7 protein-coding genes are annotated in these 16,397 nt (G+C 51.3%); 3 read left to right on the top strand and 4 right to left on the bottom strand.

Annotated elements, in window-relative coordinates:
* Positions 1-76: 76 nt before the first annotated feature.
* The gene (locus PLF13_04650) at positions 77-3,508 is read right to left on the bottom strand and encodes a T9SS type A sorting domain-containing protein (protein HOP06564.1); all 3,432 of its coding nucleotides are present in this window, start codon (positions 3,506-3,508) and stop codon (positions 77-79) included.
* A 756-nt stretch (positions 3,509-4,264) separates the two neighbouring features.
* Here PLF13_04650 and PLF13_04645 point away from each other — a divergent pair.
* From PLF13_04645 to PLF13_04635, 3 genes are all read left to right on the top strand, one after another.
* Positions 4,265-5,551, top strand: coding sequence for a Glu/Leu/Phe/Val dehydrogenase (locus tag PLF13_04645; protein ID HOP06563.1), 1,287 nt, complete (start codon positions 4,265-4,267; stop codon positions 5,549-5,551).
* Between the two features lie 99 nt (positions 5,552-5,650).
* A complete protein-coding gene (locus tag PLF13_04640) occupies positions 5,651-7,402 on the top strand; it encodes a PEP/pyruvate-binding domain-containing protein (protein ID HOP06562.1) in 1,752 nt (583 codons plus the stop codon).
* Positions 7,403-7,404: 2 nt separating this feature from the next.
* Positions 7,405-10,593 carry a PEP/pyruvate-binding domain-containing protein gene (locus tag PLF13_04635; GenBank protein HOP06561.1) on the top strand — a complete coding sequence of 1,063 codons (3,189 nt, stop codon included), beginning with the start codon at positions 7,405-7,407 and terminating at the stop codon, positions 10,591-10,593.
* 211 nt (positions 10,594-10,804) lie between these two features.
* Here PLF13_04635 and PLF13_04630 read toward each other — a convergent pair whose 3' ends face one another.
* The 3 genes from PLF13_04630 to PLF13_04620 all read right to left on the bottom strand — a co-directional run bounded on the left by PLF13_04630 (position 10,805) and on the right by PLF13_04620 (position 16,133).
* Positions 10,805-11,299: a hypothetical protein gene (locus PLF13_04630; protein ID HOP06560.1), complete on the bottom strand. Its 495-nt coding sequence runs from the start codon at positions 11,297-11,299 to the stop codon at positions 10,805-10,807.
* A 151-nt stretch (positions 11,300-11,450) separates the two neighbouring features.
* On the bottom strand, positions 11,451-11,729 hold the full coding sequence (locus PLF13_04625) for a hypothetical protein (protein ID HOP06559.1): 279 nt from the start codon (positions 11,727-11,729) through the stop codon (positions 11,451-11,453).
* A 279-nt stretch (positions 11,730-12,008) separates the two neighbouring features.
* On the bottom strand, positions 12,009-16,133 hold the full coding sequence (locus PLF13_04620) for a sigma 54-interacting transcriptional regulator (GenBank protein ID HOP06558.1): 4,125 nt from the start codon (positions 16,131-16,133) through the stop codon (positions 12,009-12,011).
* Positions 16,134-16,397 lie beyond the last annotated feature (264 nt).

Genomic DNA, 16,397 nt, shown 5'->3' with positions numbered 1-16,397 from the left:
CTGTGTCTGTACCTTTTATTGGTCGCTGGTGGCCCACCCGTCCACGGGTGGGCAATACTCTCGATGGAGAAGATATCTATTTGAGCAAAACCATTTTCTTCGTTTCGACACCATCGGATGTTTTCAACCGATAGAAATATATCCCGCTCGCCACCGGTTGACCTGACTGATCGACACCGCTCCAATCCACCTCATGATAACCGGCCTCCTGATGTCCTTTGGCCAGTACCGCTACTCGTTGCCCGGCAATGTTGAACACTTCCAGCGTGACTTCTCCCCCGCCGGCAAGATTATAACCGATCCTGGTCGCGGCATTGAACGGATTGGGATAACAATCTTTCAGCGAACCGGTGGCCGGTAACAAACCGGGGTCGGTGCTAAGGCGACCGATCTCGACCGCATTTCCCGCCCCCCTCCACTCCAGATTCGGATAAACTTGCTTACCGTCTATGTACAGCATTAACGCGGAAGCCGCCGTCGCCTTATCTTCTCCATCCAGGGAGTAGACCGGCGTTAACTTGAGACGATGATCGTAATAGATTCCGGCGCCGCGCTCTCTTCCCTGTTCGTCATAAATCGCAACGTTTGAGTTTTCACTCAATTCGACGCCATCGACCGTGATATGCGATCCGTAAATACTCATCCACAACGGCGCTGTGGTCAGTTCGGCGGCAAGGTCACACGCGACCGTCGCTTGCTTGTTCAGCCCCGGAGCATATTCAAAACCAGGATACGTCAGCACCGCTTCGGATGAAGAACGAATCCAATACCCGAATCCCGGGCTCATTTGTTCAAGCGTGTTGTAAAGTGGTGCGTCCGGTCGATATTCGTAATAGCCGTTATCGAAACCATAAGCCAACTGCAAGGACGATGAGAGCGAAGTCAGAGCATCGGCTACGGCAATTTCAGATTCCGGCCAGTAACTTACTACATTCCAGCCCTTCTCCAGGTCGATTGACCGTGTTCCCTCAATTTGTCCCCCGCAGATTTCAAAACTAACCGGGCAGTGCAATCGAATCCAATAACCGTGTTCCGGATCGACTTCAGTAAGGGTTGAATACGCCGCCAAGCTCGGCACGAAAGTAAGGCCGACTCCCTCGAACGACTGAATGACATCGACACATCCGTTCAACGCTTCCGCGAACTCGGACGCGTCGGCGCTGTAATCGACATTCCAGGAGATAAGATGCCACCCGGCATCCAGCGCATACTCGCGACATACCCGCGACGAAAGTTCGCATAATTCACGGCGGTCGCCGTTGCCGGTCCAGATCAACGGCGCAGTCGGATACAACTGAACATCATCAATAAAAACTCTTAACTCATCACCGATCTCGGCGCCCTCATCGGTTTCGGAATAAGGATCGTCACCGTACACTTGCATGAACCCAAATGAACCATCGGTAGAAACGGTATCGAATCCACATAAGACCCCATCCGGATCATAAACGGCAACAGTCGTACCCCCACCGACCGGTTCACCCCGGACAACCAGACTGTCGCAATACAAACTGATCCAGCGGTCGGTAGCGGTAACGGTCGGCCATGCCGTTACCCTTGCGGATACCCAATCGTTTTTCAAGTCCGATTCCTGAGGCGCGAGGTTCATGAGAGGAAAACCGGCATCGAATGCGGTCGTTTTTACCCAATAGATTTGGTCCGGAAGAAGATGATCGAGAAGGCATTCATATTGGAAATACTTGAGACGTCCGTCCGAAGTCAATTCATCGGGCTGAGCCAGGGCCGGATTGAGCGAAGTCGGATACGGTTGATCGGGATACCGCTTGCGAATGCTGGTCGATACTCCGAATTCATTGTTGTTGGGACCGAACTTCTCGAAATAGAAAAGCGAATCAGGAAAACCCAGTACCTGCAACGGATTACTCCTGTAGTAATCCAACGGATCGAAACTCATGTTATTACAATCGTACCCGTAAATACAACGAAGCGTGTCGATCGTGAACGGCAGTTCTTCGTTAAACCAGGCATAATACATCCAGATGTCTTCGTCGCCCGTCCAGACATATTTGGTGTAAGTCTCGAGGTCATAGTCGGCCATGAGCACCTGATGTCCCGGCTGAGTTTGCGGATTGTAATTTGAAAGATAAACGTTATATCCCTCGAAATCCTTTCTGTGAGAGAATTTGTCGAGAGTGGTTTCGGATGCCTGACCGTCGAAACGCACCAATAGTCCGTTGATCCGCTTTATCACCTCAGTCTGTGGTCCAACCGGTCGGCAGTCCGCATCCCAATCGGGAACGCCGTCACCGTTCAACCAGAGGGTATCGTTCCCTCTCATTTGATAATCACCGAAATATCCGTCGCCGTCGGTATCCTTGCCGGGCGTGTCGTACACCCAGGCGGCCCATTGTGTGTTCAGATCGAGATCGGCAAAACTGATATTATCCATGTATGCCTGCGGATTATCAGGAAGATTATTGATATTCGTAATCGAGGAATGAAAACCTTCACCCGCCACCACAGCAAAAGTCAGCGGCGCTGACTCCCCCGGTCCGATCGAAAGCGGTCCGAAAGACATCAGGTAATGAGCATCCCAACCGTCAGCAATATCTCCGACATAATTCTGATCAGGATACATCCACAGCGTATCGTCCGGAGTAATGGCCCCGGTCCACACCTGATCGTAATCGATCTCCCGATTGCGCAAAAGGTAGTATTTGTTCACATCACCTTCCGGCGTACCCAGTCCACCGGTAAGAAAGTCGCGGAACTCTTCGGGCCACAACCCCGCTCCGGCGCGTTCCCGGGGACCGAAATCGAGAGACGGTGTGCCGTTGGACACCCACCAGTTGAAACTTAGATCCGTTTCCTGGAAAGGTGCATTGAGGAAAACAGTGCCGAGAACACTCGTAACCTGAGCCGCAGTGTTGTATGTATAATCACCGTTATTGTCGGCCGACCAGGCCACGGGTCGCAATGCCACGGGATTACTTTGCTGCGGCAAAATCATCTCACCCCGGTGAAAACCACTGATGTCATCGAAACCATAACTGGAGTTCAAAATCTCATTGCCGATGTCGCCGTCGACCATCAATCCCAGATATACTTCATTGAGCGATGATGATCCGATGTTCTTAATCTTCATATCGAACAACACGAAATCATTGGTATGCGGATAAGACCAGGCGTATGAGGCCTCCGATATTTCAACTCGCAGAGGTCTGTGGGGACGACCGAAATAGTCGGCTGACGCCGACAAATTCGTATCAGTGTAGACCGACAAGTAGTCTTCGTGGGAAACGGCTCCTTCGGTTATCGAAAGATAGTCTCCCTCGGTCGACCGATATCGCATATCACCAAATGGAGCATCGTCCGGAAACATTTCGTAGGCACTCTTCCAACCGTCGGCCCCAACCGATACCAGGGTGTCCTGACCGACCACGGCGCCAATCCAAAGAGCCCCTCCATAGAGATATATCTTGTTCGTGTTCTTAGGAAACTCCGCAGATTTAACCGTTTCTCCGGTGAAGCAATCAACTCGCGCCACTCTTGAATAACCGGTCCCGAAAGTTCCGTTATTGTTAACACCGAGATACAGCCGTCCGACCCGGTGTCCCGCAACGCAATAACACGGGGAAGAAGATAATAATTGAGGCTGGTCTTTATCTGTCGTTGATATTCTGGACATTACCGGTGAAATCAGCAGCAGACAGACCAGTAACGCGCTTATTAATGGTAAAAATGGAGTCTTCAAGGGACCCTCCCTGATGTTAACCCTTTTCAGGGCAATAGGTTCTATGAGCACAGATAATACTCTATCCTCGTCAAATATATCTTTATTGCAGTCACCTGTCAAAATTTAAATGCTCATGACTGATGTTAATAGGACTGTGGCAAGTCACTTCCAACCATTTTGGGGATCTATTGATGTCATTTTTGCTACATTATGACTAATCTACCCCTTCTCAATCACTATCCGGAGCAAAGCAGCGCCTTTTGCATGGTGAAGCGGTGTCAGGTGTAATAATAACCGGATAGAAAATGTTATCTTACTGTTTAACTCCGGATTAGCCCTATAATCTGATGTTGAAAAACATAAGAAAAGAAGCAAATTCCTTATAGTTTTCGCCTATTTCCCTTGACACTTGCCGGCATAAATGTACATTGATTTGTGAAAAAAATAACATAGCCGTTTTAGGCATGAAGTCAACGAACAAGCCCAAACGGCCTTGAACGATAAGTACAGAAACATATTGTGTGAAGTCAGTAACCGGTGTGCCGGACCTGACGGAGGAATTAGACAATGTCCAAAGGTTTCAATCCATTCGCTATGGCGCAGTCACAGTTCGACCGCGTGGCCGACATTCTCGACCTCAACGCCGATACTCGTGAACTCCTGCGCAATCCGCTGCGGGAATACTCGTTTAGCATTCCGGTGCGGATGGATGATGGCTCCACGAAGGTCTTCAGGGGTTTTCGTGTCCAGCATAATGACTCGCGCGGTCCCTGTAAGGGTGGCATTCGCTTTCACCCTGCCGAAACGATCGACACCGTACGGGCGCTGTCTATGTGGATGACCTGGAAATGCGCCGTGGTCGATATCCCGCTTGGCGGCGGTAAAGGCGGTGTTATATGTGACCCGCACAATCTGAGTGCGCGCGAACAGGAAGGTATTTGCCGCGGTTGGGTGCGTCAACTGGCGCGCAATGTTGGTCCTTTGTCCGATGTCCCTGCTCCCGATGTGATGACTTCAGCCCAGCACATGCTGTGGATGCTCGATGAATTCGAAGCCATTCACGGCGGGCACTATCCCGGCTTCATTACCGGCAAACCGGTCGGCATGGGCGGTTCGCTGGGCCGCACTGAAGCCACCGGCTACGGCGTTGTTTTCACCATTCGCGAAGCGCTGAAAGATCTTGGCCTTCGCCCCGATGCTACCACAGCCTCGGTTCAGGGTTTTGGCAATGTCGCTCAGTATGCGATCGAATTGTATCAGCAAATCGGCGGCAAGGTTGTCTGCGTCTCCTGTTGGGATCAATCAGCTCAGAAGTCTTTCGCGTATCTTAAAAAAGACGGCGTAGTTCTCGATGAGCTCCGTAAAATCACCGACCGTTTCGGCGGAATCGATCAGAACAAAGCACGTGATCTCGGTTACGAGGTTCTCGACGGCGACGTCTGGATTCAGCAGGACGTCGACATCCTGATCCCGTGCGCTCTGGAGAACCAGGTAACCGGCGACACTGCCGCAAAGATCTCGGGACAGGTGAAATTACTTGCCGAGGGCGCCAACGGCCCGACCACACCCGAGGCAGATGCGATCATCAAGAGCCGCGGCATTTTCGTCGTTCCGGATTTCCTGGCCAACGCCGGTGGTGTCACTTGTTCCTATTTCGAGCAGGTGCAGAGCAACCAGAATTACTTCTGGGAAAAGGACGATGTCTTGAGCCGTCTTGATCTCAAGATGACGTCAGCCTTTATTGGTGTAAGCAGCCTGGCTCGCAAGCGCAACCTCTATATGAGAGATGCGGCTTATGTGATTGCAATCGATCGCGTGGCTCAAGCCTGTCGTGATCGCGGTTGGATATCCTGATTAACTCAGCCCGGGCGGCGCAGCCTGACGTTGCCGCCGCCCGGCTAACTTGACTCCCTCTGATTATGGAGTCTATAGAATCTTCTGAAGGCGGTGAACATGAATCCCAGAGGTCATATTCCGGCGGTTCACGATGTCCCTCCCTTTGATCGTCGATTCTTCGAAAGCGACAACATCGTATCTCGCATCGGCGGAGGCGCTATCGGGGGAAAAGCCTCCGGACTGGTTTTCGCCCATTCCGTTCTGAGTCGGCATCTGCGTGACAATCATTTCCAGGATATTTTGGTCACCGTGCCTCGGTCCGTCGTGATCGGCACCGATGTGTTCGACGCCTTCATGAAACGGAACGATCTTTATGCGGTCGCCTTGGGCGATATGCCCGACGACCATCTGGCCAATCTTTTTCAGCGGGCAGAATTTCCCAGCGAATTCGCCGGTGATTTGCGTGCCATTATTACCTCGGTTAAAACTCCTTTGGCTGTCAGATCATCCAGTATGCTCGAAGACTCCATGTATGAGCCTTTTGCCGGCGTTTACGAAACCAAGATGACGCCGAACAACCAGACCGATCCGAGCGTACGTTATCAGAAGCTGGTCGAAGCGGTTAAATTCGTTTATGCCTCCACTTTCTTCAGCGAAGCCCGGGCATACGCTGCCATGACCGGGCACGACCCACGCGACGAAAAAATGGCCCTCATCGTGCAGGAAGTAGTAGGCAACCGCCACAACGACCGCTTCTACCCTTCCTTGTCGGGTGTGGGGCGTTCGTTTAACTTCTATGCTTTTGGACATGCCCGTCCCGAGGACGGCGTGGTCGATCTGGCTCTGGGACTAGGCAAGACCATTGTTGACGGTGGATTGGTCTGGACTTATTGCCCGGCTTATCCGCGAGCTAATCCTCCTTTCACCACCTCCGATTTGCTCAAAAACACTCAAACCCGTTTCTGGGCTGTGAACATGGGAAAGCCCCCGGCTTTCGATCCAATCCATGAAACCGAATATCTCGTGGAATCTTCTATCGACATTGCCGAAGGCGACAACTCACTGACAATGGTAGCCTCGACCTATCAACCGGAAAACGATCGCATCGTCATGGGAACAGGCGCCGACGGCCCGCGTTTACTAAACTTCGCTCCGATCCTGCGACTCGATGAAGTCCCTCTTAACGACCTTGTTCAAACCCTGCTGAATACTTTCAGCGAAGAGCTGGGGGCTGCCATTGAGATGGAATTCGCCCTCGTACTCGATTCCGATCAGAGCAGACCTCCGCGCTTTGGCTGTCTGCAGGTAAGACCGATGGTCGTATCCGATGAGGAAGTAGAAATAAGCGCCGAGGAGTTGGAGGCCGAATACACCCTGCTCGCTTCCGACCGAGTTCTGGGTAATGGAACTGAAAACAGCTTGACCGATGTGGTTTTTGTCAAACCGGAAGAATTCAGCAAAGAACAAACACGGACCATTGCCGAACAGATTGGAGCTATCAATCGCCGGCTGGTACAGGATCATCGACATTACCTGTTGATCGGTTTCGGACGCTGGGGCAGTTCTGATCCCTGGCTGGGGATTCCGGTCGACTGGAGTCATGTATCCGGCGCCCGAGTTCTGGTAGAAGCAACCTTACCGGAAATGCACGTTGAACTGAGCCAGGGATCCCATTTCTTTCACAACCTGACGAGCCTTCAATTATTCTATTTCAGTGTGTCTCACTTAAGTTCGTTTCGTATCGACTGGGACTGGCTTATGCAACAGCCGGTGGTCGCCGAAACTGAATATGTATGCCATACCCGGCTGTCACAACCTCTGCATATCAAAGTTGACGGCCGCAGTGGTCGCGGTGTTATATCGAGGTAACCATGAGTAACCACAGGAACGGTCGAAGAAAATCCGTAGACAAAATTCTGCACCAACTGCAGGAAAGAGCCAAAGAGCTAAATTGCCTCTATCGCGTTGAGGAAGCGCTGAGAGATTTCGGCCAGGGGACCGAACAACTGTGTGTAGCTATTCTTAAAGCTATTCCGCCAGGATGGCAATACCCCGAAGTCTGCGTGGCTCGCATTGTCCTTAACGGTGAAGTATACACTACTCCGACCTTTACCGAGACACCCTGGGGTCAACATGCCGACATTACCGTCGGTGGATCGAAAGTAGGGCGGGTGTCGGTGTTTTATCTGAGAGAGATGCCGCTTTGGGATGATGGCCCGTTTCTGAAAGAAGAAACGCGACTGATCAACACGATAGCCGACCGCCTCGGGAATCGCCTCATGCATCGGAAAATGCGCGGGATCATCGAAAAATGGGAACAGCGCCCCAAGGATGACCATAACACCGATACAACCGAATGGCAGATTGTCCTCCAGATGCTCAAGCACACCGACCGACCCCTCTACACTCGGGTATGTCGAAGAATGCTCAATCAGATGTGCTGGAGCGGGATCGATGAAGCGGACCGTATCCTGCATTCCCTGGCCCCCGATACGCAGGAACTCGAACAGACGATGCTCGAAGATCCCAATCAGCCGTTCGAAAAAAGACAAGTGGGATATTCCCTGGATATCTGCGATAATATCTTCAAGGTCGCATCCGAGCATATCCCGCACGAAGAGATATTTTATCTTATCCAGAAATGGATGCAGGAAGACAAGCTCTCCTTCCTGGTTCATGTGGTGAATCGTAATTTGTCGCTGGCCGAGGTGGCCGATGCCATCCGACGTTATCATTATCTGTCTGAACAGGACCCGGACATTCAATCGCCGAACAAGCGCGGTGTCGAAGTCTCTCTGATCCGGCGTTTTCTCTCGGATCAGCTTCCCTATATCAGCGTGGCCAAGAACTTCATCGAAATATCCGATTTCTATCACCTGCTGAATCGAGTCATGTTCTCTCAGGATAGCCACGGTAAACTCGGAGGTAAAAGCGCCGGTTTGTTCCTGGCCTCTCAGATTCTCAAGAAGGAAGCGACCAACAACAAGCTCCTGGAGGGAGTACGTATACCGAAAACGTATCACATCACCTCCGATGTGCTTCTCCATTTCATGCATCACAACAACTTCGATGAGGTGGTGGAACAGAAGTACAAACCGATCGACCAGGTTCGCTTCGAATATCCCCATGTCGTACAAACTTTCAAAAACGCGACCTTTCCGGCAGAAATCGTCAACGGTTTGTCAGCCGCTCTCGACGATCTTGGTGACGGACCGGTAATCGTACGCAGCTCCAGCCTGCTCGAGGATCGCATCGGGGCGGCTTTTTCGGGAAAATACAAAAGCCTCTTCGTGGCCAACCAGGGATCCAAACAACAACGCCTCGAAGCTCTCCAGGATGCGATAGCCGAGGTATATGCCTCGACTTTTGGACCGGATCCAATCGAGTATCGAGCCGAGCGAGGCCTCATCGACTTCGGTGAAGAGATGGGCATCATGATCGAGGAGGTGGTCGGAACCCGGGTAGGTAAATACTACCTTCCCTCCTACGCCGGCGTAGCTTTCAGTCGCAATGAATTCCGCTGGTCACCTCGCATCGAGCGTGAGGACGGACTGATCCGGCTAGTCCCCGGCATGGGTACGCGGGCAGTGGACCGGTTGAGCGATGATTACCCGGTGCTGATCGCCCCCGGACAACCCGGCCTGCGCGCCAACACCAGCCCCGACGAAATTGCCCGATACTCACCCCACGAGATCGATGTTATAGACCTCGATAACAACTGCTTCGAAACCATCTCGTTCAAAGAGTTCCTTGACGAGGGCGGACGTGAACTGCCGGGGATCAAGAACATGGTGTCGATCTATGACGACAACCATTTGAGAATGCCGTCAGGGTTGGGCTTGTCGGGCGATGAAAAGGACCTCGTCGTAACCTTTGACGGTCTCATTCGCCATACCGACTTCGTGCCCAAATGCAAGGCTATTCTCGAAACCCTCGAAGCGAAACTGGGGATGCCTGTTGATATCGAATTCGCCTCGGACGGTGAAAATCTTTACCTGCTGCAATGCCGGTCACAAAGCTATTCAGCCATGAGTGCGCCGGCTCCGATTCCACAGAATATCCCGATTGATCATATCGTATTCTCGGCCAATAAATTCATATCCAACGGAAGAACTCCCGATATCACCCATATAGTGTATGTTGACCCTCAGAAATACTCTGAGCTGAGTGACCGGTCGACTTTGCTGGAAATCGGTCGCGCTGTCGGCAGACTGAACAAGCTCCTTCCCAAGAGACAGTTCGCTCTTATGGGGCCGGGGCGATGGGGCAGCCGGGGCGATATTAAGTTAGGTGTATCGGTAACATATTCCGACATAAACAACACCGCGGCTTTGATCGAAATAGCTCGGCGGCGGGGGAACTACGTTCCGGATCTCTCCTTCGGGACACACTTTTTCCAGGATCTCGTCGAGGCCGATATCAGATACCTGCCGCTATACCCTGATGAAAAAAACATTATCTTCAACGAAAGACTGCTGCTGGGAGCCGACAATGTCCTCCCCGAATTGCTCCCTGAGTTTTCACACCTGAAGGATGTTCTGCATGTAATCGATATCCCCGCTTCGTGCCAGGGCGATGTTATGCGCATTCTGTTAAACGCCGATCTGAACGAGGGTTTGGCTATTCTGACCAGGGCTTCTCAGGAAATCGATGCCTGCCCCAGCCCTTCCGCGGAGGCAGCGCCGACAACCTCAGAGCACTTCTGGCGTTGGCGGTTGTTGATGGCGGAACGAATTGCCGCTTCAATGGACCGAGCGAAATTCGGTGTCGAGAATCTGTACGTTCTTGGCAGTACCAAAAACGCCAGCGCCGGGCCGGCCAGTGATATCGATTTACTGGTTCATTTCAAGGGAACGCCGAGCCAACTGCTGGCTCTACAGAACTGGCTCGAGGGCTGGAGCTTGTGTCTGGGAGAATCGAATTATCTGACCACCGGCTATGAAACAGGCGGCCTTCTGGACGTTCACATTATTACTGATGAGGATATTGAGAAACACACCAGTTGGGCGGTCAAGATCGGGGCGCCTACCGATGCCGCGAAGTTGTTGCCCCTTAAGTAGCTCAGGGAAATACCCGAGTCGGACCGCTCCAAAGGATGATCGTTAATACCGGGAACATCGCGATTGAAAAATGCGTTTTAGTGTTGACATATTAAGTAAACGTTTTTAACGTTTATGAAAGATAACGGAGTGCAGTTCCCCTCCCCCTGCACTCCTTCCAAGCCCTCCCGGCACTTTGCCCGGAGGGCTTTTTTATTGGAAGGAATCACCGTCAGGATCCGGTATCGACGCGTACTGATACCAGATCTTTCATAGCATAACACCTGTCACTATGAGCCTCACAGAGCCACCACTGTGAGCTTGAAAAGCGAGCTCGTGGCTTATCCACTCGAATTGTCGTCACTTCAGAATCACTGGTTTTTGCTTCCACGACGACTGCTTTACCCATCTCAATTGCGATGTTCAACTGGGCCATCATGAGAGCCGGAGTTAAATCCGGCAAACCCATCAAACTATTTATCCGATTGCGAAAGGAATCAAAGGAGCCGGGCGAGGTATACGGCTGTTGATCGAGTATCTTCTCCCTGATCTCTGCAATCATCTTGGAAATGCTTCCCTCGACATGCAGACTCAACAAGTCCAGCGCAAAGACTACGAAACCGATTTCGTTTAGTTCAAGGTTCCAGGGTGAAGACTCCCGAGTTCTATCGAGCCGATAACGTTTCGCTACCCGATCATATTCGATCAGGATTCCGGCCTCCTGCATAGCCTTTAAGTATCTGAAAACAGACCTCTGACTGACCCCGCTTTCTCTTTCCAAAGTTGCCATATCCACGGACTTACGACTGCGTAACAATTCCAGCAGACGAAGAACTCGCGTTAATTGGGCAGGTGTCATCCGACATCAACTCCGACGGTTAGATGGTTACAGTGTAGACGGCCAGGAAAATATCCCAGAGCGATAAGCTCTCAGGTTGTGCCTTCCCTATTATGCCGTCCGGACCGTCGTCTGGCAAGGAAGAACCGGTCCCGGATGAATCGCCGCCGCCTTCTTCCGGCGGAACCGGTCCCGTCCCGCCTCCTCCTCCATCAGCAAGACTGATCGCCGGCATTAAAAGGCCCGCAAACATTGCGAACAGAGCGGTCATAACAACCGCGAGTGTGACGACCTGGGGCCGACGTGAAGAATGACTCATAAAAGCCTCCGATGCGTTAGGTTTCCAGCTTCGCGCTGTTGCATCGAAGACTTATCAATACTTATGCCTCACCTGAAGACGTGAGCCATACCCTCATAAGGCGTTGTATGAATATCAGTTATAACGGACCGATCATTCTGCTTACCCCCCTGAAACGTCCGTCCGTTTTTAACTCAGTGGACACCCCTTCCTGAAACATCTTGTGGTTCATATAAGAAAAAGTCCGGTTGGATTATTCCCAACCGGACATCCGGACAGTTTACCGGGGAAAGAACTAGCTTATTGGATACCGTATTTCTTCATTTTTCTCAGGAGAGTCGTACGCGGCACATTCAGAAGGCGGGCTGCTTTTGTCCGGTTGCCCCCGGTTTTGGCAAGAGCATCCCGGATCTCCTGAGCCTCAATCGCTTCATCCATTGCTTTCTTTGGCATCCTACCACCGTGGAGCAACTTCTCGGTAAGGAGATCAGCCGTCAGTTTCCGCCCGGGATAACGAATAACCAGACCGTCAATCACGTTTTTCAACTCGCGCACATTGCCGGGCCAGTCGTACCTCATCAATGCGTTCAGAAACTTCGGATCAACAACCGTTTCCGTCGAACCATTCCTGGAGTATCGGAGAAAATGATCGACCAACAAAGGAATGTCCGAGATCCTATTCCTCAACGGAGGAATTTCGAACATGATTGTGCTGATACGGTAGTAAAGGTCGTTTCGGAATAATCCTTTTTTCACGCGATCGAGTAAATCGGCATTAGTGGCAAAAATATAACGAACGTCTGCAACCAGCTCGCGGTTGGATCCGAGACGGCTGAACCTGTTGTTTTCGACCACATGCAGGATTTTCGCCTGAATACCGAGCGGCATATCGCCGATTTCATCCAGGAAAAGAGTACTCCTGTCGGCATAGGTGATCTTGCCGTCGCGTTTTTTTAAGTCGGTCGCGGCTCCCGCAACCGTACCGAACAGCTCCGATTCCGCAAGATTTTCGGGAATAGCACTGCTGTTGACTGTTACCAGCGGCATCTTCGCACGAGGGCTGAGATTGTGTATCATATTCGCAATAATCTGCTTGCCGGTGCCGCTTTCTCCCAGGATCAGAACGGGAGCATTCGAGACAGCTATTGCCGGCAGCCCCTCCAATAACTCTTTGATAACGGGAGCTTCGCCGATGAAATTACCCATCTCACCGTCCCTGCGCCTCTGCTGCTCTCGTAATTCTCGATTCATGGTCGTTACCGCGCGGAATCGATTAATCTGAGTCAAAGTGTGCGAAACGAAGTTGGCCATTGCTCTGATGTAAGCCAGGTCAGCTTCGTCGAAAAGTGCGGGGATAGTATGATGATCGAGGTAGAGAACACCTGCCGGACCGGTCTTGGACGGTAACGGGACACAGACCACCGACTGTATATTATGCCGGACAATGCTCTTGTATTCCTTGGTGCGCGGATCGACCAGAGCTTCATCGATCAACACCGGATCATCCGACTTGAACACGTCCATCGACACCGAAGAACTGATGTTCACGACATCCTTTAAGGAAGGTTCATCGCAGTCATAGCTGGCAATAACACTGAGCTTATTATCTACACCGCTTCGCACCATCAGCACCGCTCGTTCGGCGCCGGTTACCTCGGCGGCGAAACGAATGAGCCGGTCCAGCGCCTGTGAGGCATCGCCGATATTCCTGACAATGCCTGAAATGGCTTCAAACGAATTAACCAGTCGCGACCGGTCCTCGTCGGGACGATCAACCTCCCTGATCTGCTCCTCCAACCTCATGCGCCAGGATTCATTATCGAGCGGACGTATGATTGACAAAGCCTGGCGGAAGAACTTCCGACTCAGAGGGTAATTGCCCGCATTCCGATATCGTGCGGCCAGCAACTCACAGATACGGCCGGTCAGATCAAACTGACTCGCCTTGTCCAGAATCGCGTAGACCTGCTTCAAACAGCGATCGCTCACACCCAGTTCATTCGGATCGGTGTCAAGGCTGTTAAGCAATACTGAAGCCGCTTTCATCACGGGAGCGGCTGAGCCGGATAGTACTTTTCTTGCCGGCTTAACCGTTCGACGCACCGCTTCCATCTCCTGACCGTCGAAATATAAAACCGTATAACACAGGAGGCGACTCACGTGGAAATAAAGCCGAGCCTCACACAGACGACGAAGGCAATCCTTCCATTCTTCAATACCATGCGCAATACTTTTGGGAAGGTGAGCGATAAGCCGGAGTACTCGGACTCTCAGCCGGTAACTGTCTGCCTGGGCTTGTTTGTAATGAATATCGGCTTCGCTAAGGTATCTGTCAGCAACTTCAATCTCTCCTCGAAGGGCTGAAATTTCTCCTAAATTCTGCGAGACAAGTCCTCTCAACACACTATCCGTCGGACCGTTTCCCGTCTCGATCAGAGGTAAGAGGAGTGATTCGGCTTGCCTGAGTCGGCCTCGGGCCATTTCCATATCAGCCCGATTCAATTGGCTTAGATAGAAATTATTGCGGCTGTTATGGAGCACTGATGAGATTCGTGCTTGTTCACACCAATGAGCAGATTTGCCATATTCCCCCAGTCGAGCATAATTGTTTACAAGAGTATTATAAGGATGAATCCCTCGCGAACGCCGGTTGTTGGCGCCGATCCCCTTGATCGCTACTTTACAGTATTTCACCGATCGATTGTACAGGGCTTGTTCCATCGTAACTAATGCCAACACCGTGTAAATTGGTACATCGTGACTGGTCGAACCAATCATCGCCGCACGCTTCTCCAGGCGCAGCATCAATCGTTCCTTTTCGGCAAAACCATCGTTGCTTGCCATCCATTGATACAACACTAAACCGGCGGCTATTTCTTCGTCAGCATATCCGAGTCGGCGTGCTTCTTCCTCCGCCTCCTTCACCATCTCAAATCCGACCTTAGGTCGGTCACCCCACATGTAACATAAGCCATGGTATATCTTGAACTTGATAAGCCATTTCGTATCCTGCAGTCTTTTAGCCGATTCTAATCCCAACTGGATAAAACGTTCAGCTTCGTCATATCTCTGTACAACCAGAAGTTCCTTCGCCGCTTTATAGATGTACTCGATTTCATCGACTTCGAAATCTTCACGGCCATCTACATATTGCTCCATGAACCTCACCATGTCCCCGGATCGTCCGAGATCTCCTGCAAGCTTCACGAAGAAACCGGCATCAGGGTCACTTTTCTCCGGGCAGACAACCGTACTCAAAAGCAAGAAAGCTGATTCCCCTCGATCACTGTTGTTGTTTTTCCTCGCCTTGAGTCGCACTTTGTTCTCATCGAAGCTCCCCGTCTTCATCAGACTGCATAATACCGCGATCTCGTCGTCCAGTCTGGCGTAGGCTTCCAGCATTACGGCATCATTTACGGTTAAGGTCCAGAATTGACCATCGTAATTCAAAGCCGATGAATCCACGAGATTGCGTAAAGCCTTAATCGCTCGATGGGGCCGGTCACGCGATACTTCATCCAGATGACTCAGAAATTCACCGGAGACACCAAGGATACTGTTGTCCTGAAACACCCCGGAATAACTGAGTTGGCCGCGCTCAAGGCGCGAACGGCCAAGTCGCGCCGAGTCGATCATTTGCAGCGACAAGAGTTTACGCCATAAAACGCCGCATTTCGATTCGTCGATCACTCCGCAACGATGCAGAGCATTGATTAAACAGGTTGGCCTCTCACGATAGTCATCACTGGTAAGCTGTGAAACGAACTCAACGAGAGCTTCTCTGGCCTGTTTTTCTAAACCGACGGAACTATCCAACAGGTGATTGACAGCCACCCCTAAGGAGTAATTATCCGATCGGATATCGACACGATCATTACGCTTGATTTCCGGTGCTATATGACCAGGGGCGCCCATCAGACGCGCTTGCAAATCCTGGCCGTCCTGAGCGAGAAATTCCAAATCTGTCAGTATTAATAATGGATCGATCCCTGTCCGCTTAACCATGAAATTGGACAGTTTGATATCACAATGAACCAGGTGACGACTATGAAGAAAATCCAGAATCAGGGCCATTTGTGACACCAGCGATATCACTTCATTTGGCGGCCAATCAGGCGAAATCGGCCTCCAGGTGTCCGCATTTAAGTACGGATACAGGATTTGAACCCCGGTGTCCACTTTCCGGATGTACTGAGCGGTTAAAAATTTCCCACATCTGAGTTTTCGCTGTCTTTGGTATGAATCACTTAAAACAGCAACCTGTTGCTCGGTCGGAATCTCGCTGCCGGGGGTGTTGGTCTTGATGAAGAATCTCTTCCGATAGCGGTCAGAATATGCTATCCACGAGGAGGATAAGGGATTACAAGATATTTTGGAGACTTCACTGAAGCCTTCGAGGTAACCTTCGTTAGGCGCTAATGCCATACATATTTCCTCTTAGAATAGAATGGGTATACGACCTGCCCGGTGACCTCCGGATTATTAAAGTTAAGACGAAAACTCCCAAAAAGCAACACCGGAATGAAATCCTATGACGGAAGTTGTCAGTGACAAGGCAGTATAATGTAAACAGCAAGTAACCCGCGGAGCGGGTCTTTTGGGGAAACGGGGAACGCGCCACAAGAGACCCGCTCCGCGAAAAACGGAACCCTAAAAGGTATTCGTCTTTCTGCTATCAACTATCTTGGG

Source organism: Candidatus Zixiibacteriota bacterium, from assembly GCA_035380245.1.
Taxonomy (GTDB): Bacteria; Zixibacteria; MSB-5A5; order GN15; family FEB-12; genus DAOSXA01.
Note: the sequence above shows the minus strand (reverse complement) of the source record. Positions and strands in the feature narration are given on the sequence as shown.

Bases quoted from the DNA above. Each gene is read 5' to 3' on its own strand.
- PLF13_04620 (HOP06558.1), bottom strand. From the start codon at position 16,133: ATGGCATTAGCGCCTAACGAAGGTTACCTCGAAGGCTTCAGTGAAGTC.
- PLF13_04645 (HOP06563.1), top strand. From the start codon at position 4,265: ATGTCCAAAGGTTTCAATCCATTCGCTATGGCGCAGTCACAGTTCGAC.
- PLF13_04625 (HOP06559.1), bottom strand. From the start codon at position 11,729: ATGAGTCATTCTTCACGTCGGCCCCAGGTCGTCACACTCGCGGTTGTT.
- PLF13_04630 (HOP06560.1), bottom strand. From the start codon at position 11,299: ATGCAGGAGGCCGGAATCCTGATCGAATATGATCGGGTAGCGAAACGT.
- PLF13_04640 (HOP06562.1), top strand. From the start codon at position 5,651: ATGAATCCCAGAGGTCATATTCCGGCGGTTCACGATGTCCCTCCCTTT.
- PLF13_04635 (HOP06561.1), top strand. From the start codon at position 7,405: ATGAGTAACCACAGGAACGGTCGAAGAAAATCCGTAGACAAAATTCTG.